Genomic DNA, 16,420 nt, shown 5'->3' with positions numbered 1-16,420 from the left:
TTATTCTTTTTATTCTTCATTAACGAATAATGCCTCAATAAATTCTTTGGCATTAAACTCACGTAAATCTTCAATTTTCTCACCTACACCAATATAGCGAATAGGCAACTTAAACTGATCGGCTATGGCAAAAATCACGCCGCCTTTTGCCGTACCATCTAATTTTGTTAGAGAGATCCCTGTTAAACCGACAGCCTCATTAAATAACTTCGCTTGGCTAATAGCATTTTGTCCCGTTCCAGCATCCAGCGTAAGCATAATTTCATGTGGTGCAGTTTCGTCATATTTTTTCATAACACGAACAATTTTTTTCAGCTCGGCCATTAAGTTATTTTTATTTTGCAGACGACCCGCCGTATCCGCAATAAGAATATCAATATTTCGTGCAGCCGCTGATTGCATCGCATCAAAAATCACCGATGCAGAATCAGAGCCGGTGCTTTGCGCAACAACTGGAATATGATTGCGTTCTCCCCAAACTTGAAGCTGCTCAACTGCCGCCGCACGGAAAGTATCGCCCGCCGCAAGCATCACTGATTTTCCTTCAGCCTGAAATTTACGTGCAAGCTTACCAATTGTCGTCGTTTTACCCACGCCATTTACGCCCACCATTAAAACCACATAAGGTTTTTTCGTGCTATCAATCTCTAACGGTTGTGCCACTGGCTCAAGAATATCAGCCATTTCTACTTTTAATTGTTGATATAAAAGTTCGGCATCTTGTAATTCTTTGCGACTTGCATGTTCAGTCAAATTTTTGATGATTTTACTTGTTGTCGGCACGCCAATATCCGCAATCAAAAGTTGTTCTTCCAATTCTTCAAACAACTCATCATCAATTTTCTTTCCTAAGAAAAAACTACGAAAACCCGCGCCAATATTTTGTTTAGTTTTCAGTAATCCCTTAACTAAACGACTAAAAAAGCCCCCTTCACTTGGCTTTTCGCGAGTTTCAATTTCAACAACAGGCTGAAGCTCATCTTTAATATCTTCAACAATTTCAGATTCAACCACGGTTTCTGTAATCGGAAGATCATCTTCTAAATTTTTCGCTTCGATGATTTCTCCGACGGGCCCAAGTGCAGTTGAAATTTCCTGTATTTTTTCTTCTTCAACGATTTCATTCGTCTCAATGCTTTCTGCTAAAAACGGCTCAGAATCCACCGCACTTTCTACTGCCTCTAATTCAGACGGTTCCTCAACTAAATCATGAGTTTCAAGTTTTTCAATAGATGGCTCGACATCTTTAATCTTTTCTTCTTCAATTATCGGCTCAATTTTAGGTTCATCTTGCTTTTTATTACGCCCAAATAACGATGCCCAAAATCCGCCTTTTTTATTTTCTTCAGCCATAAAATGCTCTCTTAACTGTAATCCGATAAAAATGTCGTTTATTCTAGCAAAAAATCGTCTAAACTAAGCACAATTTTCAATAAAAATCGAATCTTTATGAAAAAAATACAAACGCCAAATGCAAAGGGCGAGGTTCGCATTATTGCTGGGCTATGGCGAGGGCGAAAACTTCCAGTATTAAATTCAGAAGGCTTACGCCCAACTGGCGATAGAGTGAAAGAAACGCTTTTTAATTGGTTAATGCCTTATATCCATCAGTCTGAATGTTTAGATGGCTTTGCGGGGAGTGGCTCATTAGGTTTTGAAGCACTTTCTCGCCAAGCGAAAAAGGTGACTTTTTTAGAACTAGATAAAATCGTCGCCAATCAATTAAAAAAGAATTTACAAACGCTCAAATGCTCATCAGAACAGGCCGAAGTGATTAATCAAAGTAGTTTGGATTTTCTAAAACAGCCACAAAATCAACCGCACTTTGATGTGGTGTTTTTAGATCCACCCTTTCATTTTAATTTGGCAGAACAAGCAATTAACTTGCTTTGCGAAAATAATTGGCTAAAACCCAATGCGTTAATTTACGTAGAAACAGAGAAAGATAAACCACTCATTACACCTCAAAACTGGACGTTATTGAAAGAAAAAACGACAGGAATGGTGAGTTATCGTTTATATCAAAATTAGAGAAAAAATTATGTTAGATATTGTTTTATATGAACCAGAAATTCCCCAAAATACGGGCAATATTATCCGCCTTTGCGCCAATACAGGATTTCGCTTGCACTTAATTGAACCGCTAGGTTTCACCTGGGATGATAAACGCTTACGTCGCTCAGGTTTGGATTATCACGAATTTGCAGAAATCAAACGCCACAAGACTTTTGAAGCCTTTTTAGAAAGCGAAAAACCCAAGCGTCTCTTTGCACTTACAACAAAAGGCAGTCCAGCACATAGCCAGGTTAAGTTTGAACTTGGGGATTATTTAATGTTTGGCCCCGAAACTCGCGGCATTCCAATGTCAATTTTAAATAAAATGCCGATGGAACAAAAAATCCGTATTCCAATGACAGCCAATAGCCGCAGTATGAACTTGTCTAATTCTGTCGCAGTAACGGTTTATGAAGCTTGGCGACAATTAGGCTACGAAGGTGCAGTAAATTTGCCAGAAGTAAAATAAACGAAAAGAGCGGTTAAAAATTCAATGAGATTTTTAACCGCTCTTTTGTTATTTAAATGGGACTTGTTTTCCGAACATTTTTATTTTCACTCGGCCAAATTCATTTTTTATTTTTTCTAAAATAGAAAACTCACGTTGACTTCCATGCACTCTATCTCTCCCCTCTTTTAAACTGCTTTCAAAAGGATGATCTGGATGCAACACAAAATCTTGAACGCAAATACCCGGTGAAAGTTGCACTATTTTGTAATTATTAAAATGCAAAAAATCCTCAAAAACAAGAGAATCAACTGCTACATCAAGTGGTTTGTTTTTTACTAATTCAAGTAAATATTTAGCCCCTTTCGCTGTAACAGTATATCCAGCAGTTCCAGATTGCTTTACCGTAATAGGATAAATATTTCTATCACATTTTACAGATTGTGGTTTTTTAAAGAACATCTTGCCATTTGCTTCTAATTTTAAAACATGAATATCATCAGAAATATAATCAATTTCTAATAATTCTTTAGCATTTTCTCCCAGATGAATGTCATCTTCAAAAATATTGATATAGTTTAAATTGTTCTCTAAGGCTAAATTCCACAAGACAATATGACTTAATGCACAACCAATTTCTCCATCTGATAACTTGGCTTGAGGAGAACGATCTAATGTAATATTAAATTTTTTAGCAGTTTCTTCAATAAGGTCAGGCGTGATAGCATCAAAAAATGCGAAAGGAATATTCTGCTTACCAAATTCTTCTGTAATATGTTTTCGGCGTTTTTGTTCAGTAGTTAAACTAATGACATAATTGTGTTGTGCTGTGCTCTGCATAAAAGTCACCAAAATAAATAAAAATGTGGAACGGTATAATATAAAAAGTGCGGTGAAAAATCATAGAAATTTTCACCGCGCTTCTTCATACTAAATATTATGCGCTAAACGATATTCAACCAAATCTTCAATGGTTAGCACAGAATAACCAAATTTCTTTGCAAATTCTACAATCTCAGGGGCGCGAGCCATTGTGCCGTCGTCATTCGTGATTTCACAAATCACACCTGCATGTTTAAATCCAGCTAGACGTGCTAAATCAACAGAAGCTTCAGTGTGTCCGCGGCGGGTAAGTACGCCACCATTTGCTGCACGAAGTGGAAAAACATGACCGGGACGATGTAAATCTTTTGGAACTGCATTATCAGCAATCGCTGTTTTAATGGTTGTGACTCGGTCTGCGGCAGATACGCCTGTAGAAACACCTTTCGCGGCTTCAATCGTTACAGTAAAAGCCGTTTTGTTTACGCTATTATTATGTTCTACCATTGGCGGTAAATCGAGTTGTTGGCAACGTTTATCGGTAATGCATAAACAAACGATACCACTTCCATAACGAATTAATTTTGCCATTTGCTCTGGCGTGATTGTTTCTGCTGGGAAAATTAAATCGCCTTCATTTTCACGATCTTCATCATCTAAAACTAATACGCCATTTCCATTTTTGAAGGCATTAATTGCGTTAAGTACGCGTTCTTCAGCGGTATTGCCGAATGGAGATAAAATTGACTGATTCATAGTAATTTCCTAATTTGAGATTTCAATTAAATACCAGAATCAGGGCTGAGAAATGCAAATAAAATGAACGATTTGGGAACCCAACTCGTTTTATTCTCTTTCATCCAGACTTTACTGTCGGCTTTGGAATTTCACCAAATCTGCTGACTTTAAAAGTGAAAGTTAGGGCAATTTAGCAAGAAAAATTTGCCAAAAATTGACCGCACTTTTAAACGCTCGTGGGCTTTACCACCGGTAGGGAATTTCACCCTGCCCTGAGAATGCTCACTAAGTATAGCGCAAAATACCTAGGCACTAAATCAGAACGTGAAAAATATTTTCATTTAGCCTACAATAAACGCACTCAATTCTTACGCTATTAAGAGCGGATTATGTCAAAAGCAAAAGAGAAAAAAGTCGGTGTCATTTTCGGGAAATTTTATCCCGTGCACACAGGCCATATAAATATGATTTATGAAGCGTTCAGTAAAGTCGATGAACTACACGTTATCGTGTGTAGTGATACAGAACGCGATTTGAAATTATTTTACGATAGTAAAATGAAACGTATGCCAACCGTGCAAGATCGTTTACGTTGGATGCAGCAAATTTTCAAATATCAAAAAAATCAGATTTTTATTCATCATTTGGTTGAAGACGGTATTCCAAGTTATCCAAATGGCTGGCAATCTTGGAGTGAAGCGGTTAAAACTCTATTTAATGAAAAACATTTTAAACCTTCAATCGTATTTAGTAGCGAACCTCAAGATAAAGCACCTTACGAGAAATACTTAGGTTTAGAAGTATCGTTAGTCGATCCTGACCGCACTTTCTTTAATGTGTCTGCCACCAAAATTCGCACCACACCATTCCAATATTGGAAATTTATTCCGAAAGAAGTTCGTCCTTTCTTTGCTAAAACTGTGGCTATTTTAGGGGGAGAAAGTAGCGGTAAAAGTGTGCTGGTGAATAAGTTAGCTGCCGTATTTAATACCACTTCCGCGTGGGAATACGGACGTGAATTTGTATTTGAAAAACTGGGTGGTAATGAGCAAGCGATGCAATATTCTGACTATCCGCAAATGGCTCTTGGTCATCAACGATATATTGATTATGCCGTGCGCCATGCACATAAAATTGCATTTATTGATACGGATTTCATCACCACGCAAGCGTTCTGTATTCAATACGAAGGAAAAGCCCATCCATTTTTAGACTCGATGATTAAAGAATATCCCTTCGATGTCACTATTTTGCTTAAAAATAATACTGAGTGGGTGGATGATGGCTTGCGCAGTTTAGGTTCACAAAAGCAACGCCAACAATTTCAACAACTACTCAAAAAACTGTTAGATAAATATAAAGTTCCTTATATAGAGATTGAATCGCCAAGTTATCTTGATCGTTATAACCAAGTTAAAGCAGTCATTGAGAAAGTGTTAAATGAAGAAGAAATCAGTGAATTGCAAAATAGTCCATTTGTTATAAAAGGAAAACATCAATGATCTTATTTGCCGGTGATCCACACGGAAGCTACGATCATATTTACCCTTTTGTGAAAGAACAGGAAAATGTCGCACTCATAATTTTAGGCGATTTACAGCTTACGACAACAGATGAGTTGGATAAACTTGCTAAACATTGTGATATTTGGTTTATTCATGGAAATCATGATAGCAAAACAATTAGTGCTTTTGATGCGATTTGGGGTTCTGAATGGCAATCACGGAATTTACACAATCGCGTAGTTGATATTCAAGGCACCCGCATTGCGGGATTAGGCGGTGTATTCCGAGGGCAAATTTGGATGCCGCCAAATCGCCCCATGTTTTTTGATCCTATTCATTATTGTCAATATAGCCCACAAGAGAAAATCTGGCGAGGCGGTGTGCCTTTACGTCATCGCACGTCAATTTTCCCATCGGATATTGAAATCTTAGAAAACCAACAAGCGGATGTGTTGATTTGTCACGAAGCCCCTAAGCCACATCCGATGGGTTTCCAAGTGATTAATGATTTGGCAATGAAGATGGGGGTTAAGCAAGTATTCCACGGTCATCATCACGAAAACTTTACTTATCGAACAAAGTATCCCTACAAAATCACAAATGTAGGTTTCCGCAGTCTTGCTGATGCAGATGGAAATTATTTGCTACAAACTATCGACGATCGTGAAAAATAAATCTATTCCAAAACAAAAGCCGATTCAAATGAATCGGCTTTTTTACATTCAAAGTGCGGTATTATTCCGCATTGTTTTTCGATTTAATGACGGCGTAAACCACACCTGTTGATAAAGCACCAATCGCAATTGCACCAAGATATTTCAATGGTTCAGATACAAATGGAATGACAAATAATCCACCGTGTGGAGCTTGTAATGTAATATTTAATCCCATTGAAATCGCACCAGCCACCGCACCACCAATCACTGAGCTAATAATGACTCGAATTGGATCTGCTGCCACAAATGGTAATGCACCTTCGGAAATAAAACATAAACCAAGAACGAATGATGCTTTCCCCGCATCGCGTTGGCTAACGGTGAATTTATTGCGAGCAATCCAAGTCGCCACTGTCATACCAATTGGTGGAACCATACCCGCAGCCATTGCCGCAGCCATTGGCGTATAAACTTGGGATGCAATCAACCCAACAGAAAAGGTGTATGCAGCTTTATTTACCGGCCCGCCCATATCGATACACATCATTGCGCCGATAATTGCGCCTAACACAATCGCATTCACTTCGCCCATTGAAGTAAGCCAATTACTTAGCTCTTTCATAATTTCAGCCACTGGTGGATTGATTAGGTAAATCATCGTCAAGCCAACAATCATCGAACCCAAGAGCGGTAAAATTAAAATCGGTTTTAATGAAGTCAGGCTTGCTGGCAATCGAATAATCACATTTAGCCCTTTCACCACATAGCCTGCTAAGAAACCCGCAATAATACCACCAAGAATCCCTGCGCCCGCTTCACTTGCCAGCATCCCAGCAATCAAACCAACTGCAAGCCCTGGACGATCCGCGATAGAAAATGCAACGTAACCGGCAAACACGGCAATCATTAACTTGAACGCCACACCACTACCGATATTCATTAACATATTAGGAAGATCTTGAAAAACTCCTGTATTTTCAATTACATTAAAACTGAACATAAAGGAAATCGCGATCAATAATCCACCCGCAACCACTAACGGTAACATATGAGAAACACCAGTCATTAAGTGTTTGTACACACCTTTTTTCTCACGGTTTTCTTCTTTCGATTCCGCATTATTTCCACCATCAAAAATTTTGGCTTCTTTAAATGCTTTATCAAATTCTTGCTCGGTTTTCTTCAGGGCTAATCCTGTTGAAGTACGGTACATTGGTTTACCTTTAAATTTATCTAAAGGCACATCAATATCTGCTGCAATAAATACCAAATCAGCCGCCGAGACTTCTTCTGCAGTAATTTCATTGCCAGCCCCAACTTGACCACGGGTTTCAACTTTCACATTCCAACCTTGTTTTTTCGCATAGGTTTCGATCGCTTCGGCTGACATAAACGTATGTGCAACGCCAGTTGGACAAGCAGTTACCGCAACAATATTTTTTACACCAGAAACACCCGTAAAACTCACCGCACTTTTCGGTGCAACATAATCAGCTCCATTGGCTAAGGCATTTGCCAACGTTACTTCAGGAGAAATCATGGCGATAGCTTCGCCGATAATAAAGACTTTTTTACCAACTAACGCAGGGTTATTTGGTAATACAGAACCAAATACGAGAACAAGATCTGCTTCGTCTGGTGTTTCTACAATAGAGACATTCGCTTTTTGTGCAGCTGCTCGAAAAACTTCATGTAATAAATAGGCTTTCGCATCGCCTACATTAGCTGATTGGGTTAAAAATAACTTCATACTATCCTTCAATCATCGTTATTTGTACTTTTTCTAAAATGGGGTCAAGTAAACTCAAATCACTCACACCGACATTACTTTGAGACACAGCAAAAGCGGACACAGCCGTAGCAAACGCTAAGGTTTCTGCTTTTGATAAACCTTTTTCAAAACCATAAATTAAGCCTGCTACCATTGAATCCCCTGCCCCAACCGTACTCACTACATTTTCACATTTTGGTGGTTTGGCTTTGAGCACGCCTTCATTATTAATCCATAAAGAACCTTTTGCGCCCATTGAAATAATCACGTTTTCAATGCCTTCCGCTTTGAGTTGTTGTGCTGCGGCAATAATTTCTTCAAGACGATTTAATGGATGACAAATCCAAGCCTCAAGTTCTCGATGATTGGGTTTTACTAGCCAAGGTTTCGCTTTTAATCCAGTGGTGAGTGCAGCATTGCTACTATCAAGTACAACTTTTACGCCAGCTTGGTGGAGCTGATTCAACCAATCAGCAAATAATTCAGAAGATACACCTCGAGGTAAACTGCCACAAACTGCGACAATGTCATAATTTAAACAATAAGCCAAAGAATCCGTCACAAATTGTTGCCAAACTTGTGGATTTATTTGATATCCCAAGAAATTTAAATCTGTCACATCCGCTTCAGTTTCGGTAATTTTTACATTGATACGTGTTTTTCCATCCACACGGTGGAATTTATCTTCCAAACCGTGCTTATTAAACATTTGCTCGAAATCAGCTGAATTATCCTCGCCCAAAAAGCCACCTACTGCGACATCAACGCCCAAATCCTTTAATACTTTTGCGACATTAATTCCTTTCCCTGCAGGAAATAAACCAAGGGTTTCTACGGTATTTACTTCACCAAGTTGGATACGATTTAAACGCCCGACTAAATCATAGGCGGCATTTAAAGTAATTGTTACGACGCTTGCCATACTATTCACCTAAACCCGATTCAATCACCGCACCGATTCCGTCAATAGCCTGTTGCGCTTCATCGCCCGTCGCAACAAAACGTAAACGAGTCCCTTTCACCACACCTAATGCCACAATTTTTATCAAACTTTTAGCGCTCACTAATTGAGAATTACGATCAAGATTTTGAACCGCCACAGAGGCATTATATTTTTTCACTTCGTTTACCAACACCGCACTTGGGCGAGCGTGCAAACCGTGTTCGTTTTTAATTACAAACACGGCTTCAATAGCATTTGCTGGCAAGTTATGATCTTCGCTTACCGCTGGTGCGTGAATTTGTTCCCCCATAATCTCAATGGTATCTGGTTCAGATGGCGGCACTGCAGAAACATTCTCGCCCAAACCATCAGCAATCGCTTTGCCCAATGCTTCAATAGCTTGTTTTGCATCTTCCCCTTCTGCCACAAAACGTAAACGATGACCTTGCGTTACTCCAAGCGCAACAATCTTCATCAAACTTTTTGCACTCACGACTTCACTTTCACGAGTAAGATTTTGCACGGTAATTTTCGAAGTGAATTTTTTCACTTCATTAACCAAATTTGCACTTGGACGCGCATGTAAACCATGTTCATTACGAATCGTAAAGGTTCCCACAACAGCACCTTCTACAGATTGAGTTTCAACATCACACTCTGAACCCAAAAGTGCGGTCAAAATTTCTGTTGAATAACCATTGAGCAAGGTTGTTTGGACATCGTCATCTAATAAACGCGCTAAAGTTGGATTAATTTGATCACTGACGGCTGCAACAGTTATCACGCCTTTTACTGCTTTGCCATTGTGGCTAAAAATTGTTTTGGCTCGGCTAAATGCTAAAGCATTTTTAACATTTCCTACGACAGAATCCGTTACCCATAACCCTTTGCCAAGCGGTAATGCCGCATTATTAATCACCTCAGAAATAAAGCGATTTTCTACCGCACTTTGCACCTGTAATTGCCCCGCATTAATCGCGACTAAAGTTAATAAACTTTGGGTATCTACATCCAAACTGATATTAGCAGCAGGAATTTCAAATGGCTCGATAGTTTCACCCATTAAAATCGCGCGAAATTCAGCAATATCCGTTATTTTTGCTAATTTCGCTGCGGTATCTTCATCACTCAATACATGGGTTAGTTGGCGCAACAAAGACAAATGCTCATCAGATCGCGCCGCAATACCAATCACGACATAAGCAATATTTCCTTCTCCCCATTCTATGCCTTGAGGAAATTGAAACACTTGCACGCCCGTTTTCTTTACCATCAAACGAGTATCCAAGGTGCCATGAGGAATAGCGATACCATTGCCTAAAAAGGTTGAAGTTTGCTGTTCGCGCGCTAGCATTCCTTGTAAGTAACCATTTTCCACATTGTCTGCTTGAACTAATGCGGACGCTGCCATTTCAATCGCTTGTTGTTTATCAGCTGCGTTAGCATTTAAATGAATGTTGCTTTCCGAAAGTTCTAACATTCTTGCTCCTTAATAATTTAAAAATAAAGCTGCTGGTGAAATAAATCGACCAGCAGCTTGTTGAAAAACAATTATTTAGATGTACAGGCTTTCAGCAGTGCTTCACTACCTTGCGCAATATATTCATCATTTTCACCGCGCTCTTTGCCTTTTTGCAAATCACGCATCGCATCATAAATACCTTGAGTCATGCTTTGCGAATCCACTTTTTCCCAACAATTTGCGTTCAAACGTTTAATATTAGCTTGCAATGCTTCCGCATGTAACACGCCGCTATAATAAGCATATACATCAGAATCATGACCGCCGGTGTAAAGTTTATCTTGAATTTGTTTCACAGGAACTAAAATACGGCCTAAATACCAGTCATTCGCCCCACTTGCAAAATTATCTACAAAGAAATTTTCATTCACGCGACCTTTATATGTCGCTACAGTCGCTTCATAAGCAGCCGCATAAGATTTTTGATCGATTTTATCTTTATCTAAATCAATCACTTTTTTATCGTTCCCCATAAATGGAATATAGTTGGTAACCGATGACCAAGAAGAACAACCTGCCAACATTAACGTAAAAAATAAAACAGAGATTTTTTTAAACATAGTCATACCTGATTAAAGTTAATAAAACGCCGCCATTATACTGGCTGAAGGGGATTAAAGAAAGGGCGGTAATTATTCCGCCTCTTTTACTAAAGACACCAAAATCTGATCGATTTTAAAGTTTTCCGTATCAATTACTTCAAACTTGTATTTTCCATAAACCACAGAATCGGTTTTTTTCGGGATTTTACGTAACATATACATCATAAAGCCACTGATGGTTTCGTAATTTTCTTCATCTGGGAAAGATTCAATATCTAATACTCGTGTCACATCTTCTAATGGCGTTGCGCCATCAATAAGCCACGAATGTTCATCACGACTCACAATATATTCTTCTTCGTTAGAAACTAATTCCCCCATGACAATACTCATTACATCATTTAGCGTAACGATACCAACGACAAGGGCATATTCATTCACAATAATCGCAAAATCTTCACCGGTAGATTTAAACAATTCCAACACCTCGTAAAGAGAAAGTGTATCAGGCACAAATAATGCTTTACGGAGTAGTTTGGGATCTGTGAGAACCACATTTTCATTCTGCAAATACATGGTTAGTAACGTATGGGATTCGACATAACCTAAGATTTTGTCGAGGCTATTGTCACAAATCACGATTTTAGAATGAGAATCACGAGAAAGCGTATCCATGACTTCTTGGCGAGAAAAAGTGCGGTCTAAATACACGATATTTTCACGGGTTGTCATGGTGGAAGTCACTGTACGGGATTGCATATCGAAAATATTTTCGATCAAATAATGCTCTTGAGTTTTCAACACACCAGCTTCTGCGCCTGCTTCAACTACGGCGAAAATATCTTCAGAGGTCATGCCATCTTCACGCACAGTGGAAATACGAAATAAGCGGAAAAATACATTAGCAATCGTATCAAAAAACCATACAAGCGGCTTAAACACAAACATACTGAAATTCATAATGCCGACAACGCGCAACGCCACCATTTCAGGATAAGTAATAGCAATACGTTTTGGAATAAGATCAGCAAATAAGATAAAGAAACAAGTAACCAGCACAAATGCGATTGTAGAAGCGGTTGGCTCAATCCAATCGCCCACAAAAGAGCGGCTTAAAATTTCCGCGATATAAGGGCTTAGTGCGCTTTCACCAATTCCCCCGCCAAGAATCGCCACCATATTCAAACCGATTTGAACCACAGTAATAAAACGACCAGGATGCTCTTGTAATTTAAGCACTTGAAGCGCGCGCACATCCCCTTCATTCGCAAGGGTTTGTAGTTTCAATTTACGCGAACCCGCCAGTGAAATTTCTGCAGAAGAAACAACCGCACTAATTAGAATTAAGGCAATAATCGCCAAAATAGTATGAAATAATTCCATAATCATTACTCAAAAATATGAAAGAAAACGACCGCACTTTGCGGCCGTTCAGGATATTACTCTTCGCTGTCAAACCAGCCGCGAACAAATTGAATAGACAAGAATAAAGTAGCTAACAGGAATGCATAGAAAATCCAAGAAACGATTGGATGACTTGGCGTGTCATCAGCAGTAATTTCTTTAATTGAGGTTGCATTACGATATTCATCCATCATTGTAATACGCCAACCATAGTATTTAATTTGCACAAGTTTGTTGTCATTACCCAAAGCCTGCGCTTCAGCCTGTAAATTGGCAGATCCAAATTTGAAGTAGAATGGGAACCCCCAACGTGTATCTTCATTGCGATACACCATAATTTTGCCATCATCATTTTGCGTATTGATGTAATACACATCACGTGTTGGGCCATCAGCTGGATTCGATTTTGTGATGGGACCATCTTTATCAACACGTTTAACTTCTACGCCAGTAACACGCGTCACATCGTAATGGGGAAATACATAATTCACTACGGAAAACATAAAACCGTGGAATAAAAAAACAACAATAAATAAGAAATATTTAAAAAACTTTCGCATACTTTTTCCTTGTCAGAACTGTGCATTTATTCTACACGAATTTTAAATAAACGCTCGAAATTTTGCGTGGTGATTCTAGCAAACGCCTCAGCAGAAACGCCCTTTAAGGTTGCCACGTATTCACATACTTCTCTCGTATAAGCTGGTTGATTTTCTTTTCCGCGATAAGGCACTGGCGCAAGATAAGGCGAATCCGTTTCAACCAATAAGCGATCCGTTGGCACATAACGAATAACCTCACGAATCGCTTCGGCATTTTTAAAGGTGACAATGCCAGAACAAGAAATGTAAAAGCCTAAATCCAACGCTTTTTTCGCAAATTCCATAGTTTCCGTAAAACAATGAATAACGCCACCGCACTTTTCAGCATGGTGTTGGCGTAACATTGAAATAGTATCATCACCTGCAGAACGTGTATGAATAATTACAGGCTTATCTAACTGGTTTGCAATATCGATTTGGCTACCAAACACCGCTTGTTGATCCGATTTATTGTCCGCGCTGTAATAATAATCTAATCCAATTTCGCCAATAGCAATCACTTTCGGATCTTGCGCCAAACGCAATAAGCGTTCTGCGTCATAAGGTTCCTCTTCAAAATCCAGTGGGTGAACACCGCAAGCAAGCGAGACATTATTAAATTCGCGTAAAGATTCATAAGCCTGTTCAAAACGGCTTAAGGTTACACCAATCGCGAGCAAATGTTTCACATCACGCGCGCGCGCTTTTTCCACCACATCTGCGATATTTTTATGTAAATTTTCATAATCCAACGCATCTAAATGGCAGTGGGAGTCAACAATGAACATAATTATTTTTCCTTATACCTAAGGCTTGAACGCCATAGACGATATATCTTTAATTTATTGCGTTTCAAATACTTCTGTGACTAATCGCGTCAAGCCATCTAATAGCATCAAGTCAACATTCACACCATTAATTGTAAGCAAATCTGACCGCACTTTTTGCATAATTTTGATTGCTTGTAATAAACCAAGAGCGGTTTGCTCATCGCTGAATTGTTCGATGCCACGGCCAAGATCGGCAACTTGTCGATGACTATCAATTTCAAGTTTCTGTTTTAAACAATCGGAAAGAAAAGCTAAAATCCAATCCACTTGCTCAACATAGCGTTCTTTATCAAACAACGGAAGCAATTCCAATGGTGAACGTCGGCGATAGAACACCCAAAATTGACGTAAGAAGTTTTTACGCTGTTCAATAAGCCCTTGTTGTAAAGTCTCTAATGCTAAAAGCGGACGCCCAAGATTCATCGCAAGTGCGGTCAAAATTTCCTGATTTTCAGCCGCACTTTCTGATTTCAACCAATCAAGAGCTATTTGTTCATTAGGCACGGACAGATTCCACACTTGGCATCGACTATAAATGGTTGCCAATAAACTTGCTGAACTATCTGTCTGAAGTAAAAAATAAGTATTTGGACGAGGCTCTTCCAATGTTTTCAATAACGCATTAGCAGCCGCTTCCGTTAAACGTTCCGCACCCTGTACATACACCACTTTATTACCATTTTGTTGTGCATGTTGAGCAACCATTTCATTAATGTCGCGTACTTGATCAACGCCAATATCCTTACCATCAATAGGGCTCAATTCATGATAATCTGGATGGCTATGGGCTTGCATTAAATGACAAGAATAGCATTGACCACAAGGTTTATCGCCTTGAGCCACACACATTATTTTCTGTGCAAGTGCATCAAATAAATTTTCTACACCTAAACCAGAATCAGCTTTAATCAGGACAGCATGATGCCCCAAACCTTCGTCAAAGGTTTGAGCAATTTGATGATAAATTGGCATTAGCCAAGGATAAAGTGCGGTCATTTTTTGTGTAGTAATGAGTGAAAGCACGATTATACATGTTTTAAAATGGGCTTTATAAATAATATCTAAAATAAAACAGAAAAATATAATAAAAATGCTGCTTTTTTATTCAATATTGAATATAATTAGCCCCCTTTAGCCCTTAACCCTTGAGGATATTATTTTGAAATTAAAAGCAAAATTTAATTTAACTCTCTTAAAGTTTATTTTAATCAGCTCTCCTCTTCACGCATTCGCAGTAGATTATTCTTATGATGGTTTTTCCGCTGAGGAAATAGAGCGATGGGAAAAATTACGTAATAAAAATTCTGAACATTGGCAACTTTTTCTCTATGATGAAAATGGGGCAATGACAGGAGGAGGCTCGATGAAATTGGCGTCAGTTGGAAGGGGGAGTAAAAGCAACGGAGAGCTTTTACCTGATGACAATGACGTAGTAAAAGGGCATAGCCTTAAGGATTTTAAGGAGCCATTTAAGTTTACTGACAAAAAGCGTAATGAACATTTTGAATGGAGTAGTGCATCAGGAGTTGTATCTGATTATGGTTCATCTTCTAATACAAATATAAGATACGCTTATATTGATAATTCTGATGTTAATAGTGAAATACTACTAGTTGATAATATAAGATATCATCGTAAAAACTATGCTAAATATTTAGCAGAATATCCTAACTTAGAAAGTTGTGAAACTAGATTTGCACCAGATTGTAAACTAGAAAGCTTTGCTTCTGCAGATCCAATGTACTATTCACTACGTTTTAAAATAAGAAACAAATCTCATGTTGCAGGTCAAATCATTAATTTGACTGAGCTTACATTAACAGATTCACTTTGGGAACCGAGATGGGACTCTGACATCTATTCTTTAAAAACGGAAAATTCTGATATCCGTTTCAATACAAAAAACGAAAGTTTGGTAGTTCATGAAAATTATAATGGTGGGCAAGGTCGTTTCATTTTATCTTATGATCTAAAAGACAAGTCTACTGAAACTCCAATTTTAACTTTTGAAAAAGACGTAACGGGAACATCTGATATTATTCTTGAAGGAAAAGCATTAGAAAATTTTGAAAATCTCGGCGGACATTACCTTGTAAAAGTAAATACGGAAAATACAAACGCATTTCGTCTTGTTGGCCAGTATAAAAAAGGTATTCGTCGTCTACTTTTACAAAAACATCACGATGGTTTTTGGGCAATGTGGCAAGAGCCGGAAAGCATTAAACTTTATCCTTATCAAGCTCAAGCAGCCAATACCTTATTCAACCTAAGTTTGAATGACAAATATAGCGATATTTTTGACCGCACTTTACCACGTAAAGCACTATGGGTACGTTTGCTTAACGGACATTCAAGCCAACATGTACAAGGTAAAACAACGCCAGTAGAAGGAAACCATAAAGGTATACAACTTGGTGGTGATATTTTCTCCTTACAGAATCAAGACCATCAACTTTCCTTTGGTTTAATGGGTGGACAAGCAGAACAACGTAGTACTTTCCGTCACTCAGATACAGACAATGTTACAACAGGAAGTATGAAAGGTTATAGCGCCGGGATTTATGCAACATGGCATCAACTTCAGGACAAACAGACAGGTGCGT

15 protein-coding genes, 1 pseudogene and 1 riboswitch are annotated in these 16,420 nt (G+C 38.6%); of the genes and pseudogenes, 5 read left to right on the top strand and 11 right to left on the bottom strand.

What is annotated here, in order from left to right; all coding sequences use genetic code 11:
* Positions 1-9: 9 nt before the first annotated feature.
* Positions 10-1,353, bottom strand: a complete 1,344-nt coding sequence (gene ftsY / locus HMPREF9096_RS01765) for a signal recognition particle-docking protein FtsY (RefSeq protein WP_009500757.1) — start codon at positions 1,351-1,353, stop codon at positions 10-12.
* 96 nt (positions 1,354-1,449) lie between these two features.
* On the opposite strand from ftsY, the gene rsmD reads away from it, so the two are divergent.
* Together rsmD and trmL are read left to right on the top strand one after the other, a co-directional pair.
* Positions 1,450-2,031 (top strand): 16S rRNA (guanine(966)-N(2))-methyltransferase RsmD, encoded by a 582-nt coding sequence (rsmD, locus tag HMPREF9096_RS01770; RefSeq protein WP_009500756.1) that lies wholly within the window; start codon positions 1,450-1,452, stop codon positions 2,029-2,031.
* A 10-nt stretch (positions 2,032-2,041) separates the two neighbouring features.
* Positions 2,042-2,524: a tRNA (uridine(34)/cytosine(34)/5-carboxymethylaminomethyluridine(34)-2'-O)-methyltransferase TrmL gene (trmL, locus tag HMPREF9096_RS01775; RefSeq protein ID WP_009500755.1), complete on the top strand. Its 483-nt coding sequence runs from the start codon at positions 2,042-2,044 to the stop codon at positions 2,522-2,524.
* A 48-nt stretch (positions 2,525-2,572) separates the two neighbouring features.
* Here the strand turns inward: trmL and HMPREF9096_RS01780 are convergent, their stop codons facing one another.
* On the bottom strand, positions 2,573-3,343 hold the full coding sequence (locus HMPREF9096_RS01780) for a glycosyltransferase family 25 protein (RefSeq protein ID WP_009500754.1): 771 nt from the start codon (positions 3,341-3,343) through the stop codon (positions 2,573-2,575).
* Between the two features lie 90 nt (positions 3,344-3,433).
* Positions 3,434-4,081, bottom strand: coding sequence for a 3,4-dihydroxy-2-butanone-4-phosphate synthase (gene ribB / locus HMPREF9096_RS01785; protein WP_009500753.1), 648 nt, complete (start codon positions 4,079-4,081; stop codon positions 3,434-3,436).
* A gap of 88 nt (positions 4,082-4,169) precedes the next feature.
* Positions 4,170-4,347: riboswitch (FMN riboswitch) on the bottom strand.
* Between ribB and nadR the strand changes: the two are divergent.
* A pseudogene (gene nadR / locus HMPREF9096_RS01790) lies at positions 4,342-5,565 on the top strand (multifunctional transcriptional regulator/nicotinamide-nucleotide adenylyltransferase/ribosylnicotinamide kinase NadR). Its footprint overlaps the riboswitch before it by 6 nt.
* Positions 5,562-6,242 carry a metallophosphoesterase gene (locus tag HMPREF9096_RS01795; protein ID WP_009500750.1) on the top strand — a complete coding sequence of 227 codons (681 nt, stop codon included), beginning with the start codon at positions 5,562-5,564 and terminating at the stop codon, positions 6,240-6,242. The pseudogene nadR and the gene HMPREF9096_RS01795 overlap by 4 nt, the downstream one beginning before the upstream one ends.
* Before the next feature lie 61 nt (positions 6,243-6,303).
* Here HMPREF9096_RS01795 and HMPREF9096_RS01800 read toward each other — a convergent pair whose 3' ends face one another.
* From HMPREF9096_RS01800 to HMPREF9096_RS01835, 8 genes are all read right to left on the bottom strand, one after another.
* Complete coding sequence (locus HMPREF9096_RS01800) at positions 6,304-7,974, bottom strand: fructose-specific PTS transporter subunit EIIC (RefSeq protein WP_009500749.1); 1,671 nt, start codon at positions 7,972-7,974, stop codon at positions 6,304-6,306.
* A gap of 1 nt (position 7,975) precedes the next feature.
* Positions 7,976-8,917: a 1-phosphofructokinase gene (fruK, locus tag HMPREF9096_RS01805; RefSeq protein ID WP_009500748.1), complete on the bottom strand. Its 942-nt coding sequence runs from the start codon at positions 8,915-8,917 to the stop codon at positions 7,976-7,978.
* A gap of 1 nt (position 8,918) precedes the next feature.
* Complete coding sequence (fruB, locus tag HMPREF9096_RS01810) at positions 8,919-10,418, bottom strand: fused PTS fructose transporter subunit IIA/HPr protein (protein ID WP_009500747.1); 1,500 nt, start codon at positions 10,416-10,418, stop codon at positions 8,919-8,921.
* 71 nt (positions 10,419-10,489) lie between these two features.
* Positions 10,490-11,020, bottom strand: a complete 531-nt coding sequence (locus HMPREF9096_RS01815) for a hypothetical protein (RefSeq protein ID WP_005632738.1) — start codon at positions 11,018-11,020, stop codon at positions 10,490-10,492.
* A 72-nt stretch (positions 11,021-11,092) separates the two neighbouring features.
* Positions 11,093-12,391: a hemolysin family protein gene (locus HMPREF9096_RS01820; protein WP_009500746.1), complete on the bottom strand. Its 1,299-nt coding sequence runs from the start codon at positions 12,389-12,391 to the stop codon at positions 11,093-11,095.
* 50 nt (positions 12,392-12,441) lie between these two features.
* Positions 12,442-12,966 carry a DUF1523 family protein gene (locus HMPREF9096_RS01825; protein WP_005626131.1) on the bottom strand — a complete coding sequence of 175 codons (525 nt, stop codon included), beginning with the start codon at positions 12,964-12,966 and terminating at the stop codon, positions 12,442-12,444.
* A gap of 26 nt (positions 12,967-12,992) precedes the next feature.
* Positions 12,993-13,775, bottom strand: coding sequence for a YchF/TatD family DNA exonuclease (locus HMPREF9096_RS01830; protein WP_009500745.1), 783 nt, complete (start codon positions 13,773-13,775; stop codon positions 12,993-12,995).
* Between the two features lie 54 nt (positions 13,776-13,829).
* Positions 13,830-14,813 carry a DNA polymerase III subunit delta' gene (locus HMPREF9096_RS01835; protein WP_009500744.1) on the bottom strand — a complete coding sequence of 328 codons (984 nt, stop codon included), beginning with the start codon at positions 14,811-14,813 and terminating at the stop codon, positions 13,830-13,832.
* A 163-nt stretch (positions 14,814-14,976) separates the two neighbouring features.
* Between HMPREF9096_RS01835 and HMPREF9096_RS09470 the strand changes: the two genes are divergently transcribed.
* Positions 14,977-16,420: autotransporter outer membrane beta-barrel domain-containing protein (locus tag HMPREF9096_RS09470; RefSeq protein ID WP_009500743.1), on the top strand; the 1,444-nt coding region annotated here is incomplete at its 3' end.

Source organism: Haemophilus sp. oral taxon 851 str. F0397, assembly GCF_000242295.1.
In the GTDB taxonomy this organism is placed as follows: Bacteria; Pseudomonadota; Gammaproteobacteria; order Enterobacterales; family Pasteurellaceae; genus Haemophilus.
The sequence above is the reverse complement of the archived record's forward strand: the minus strand, read 5'-3'. Positions and strand labels throughout refer to the sequence as shown.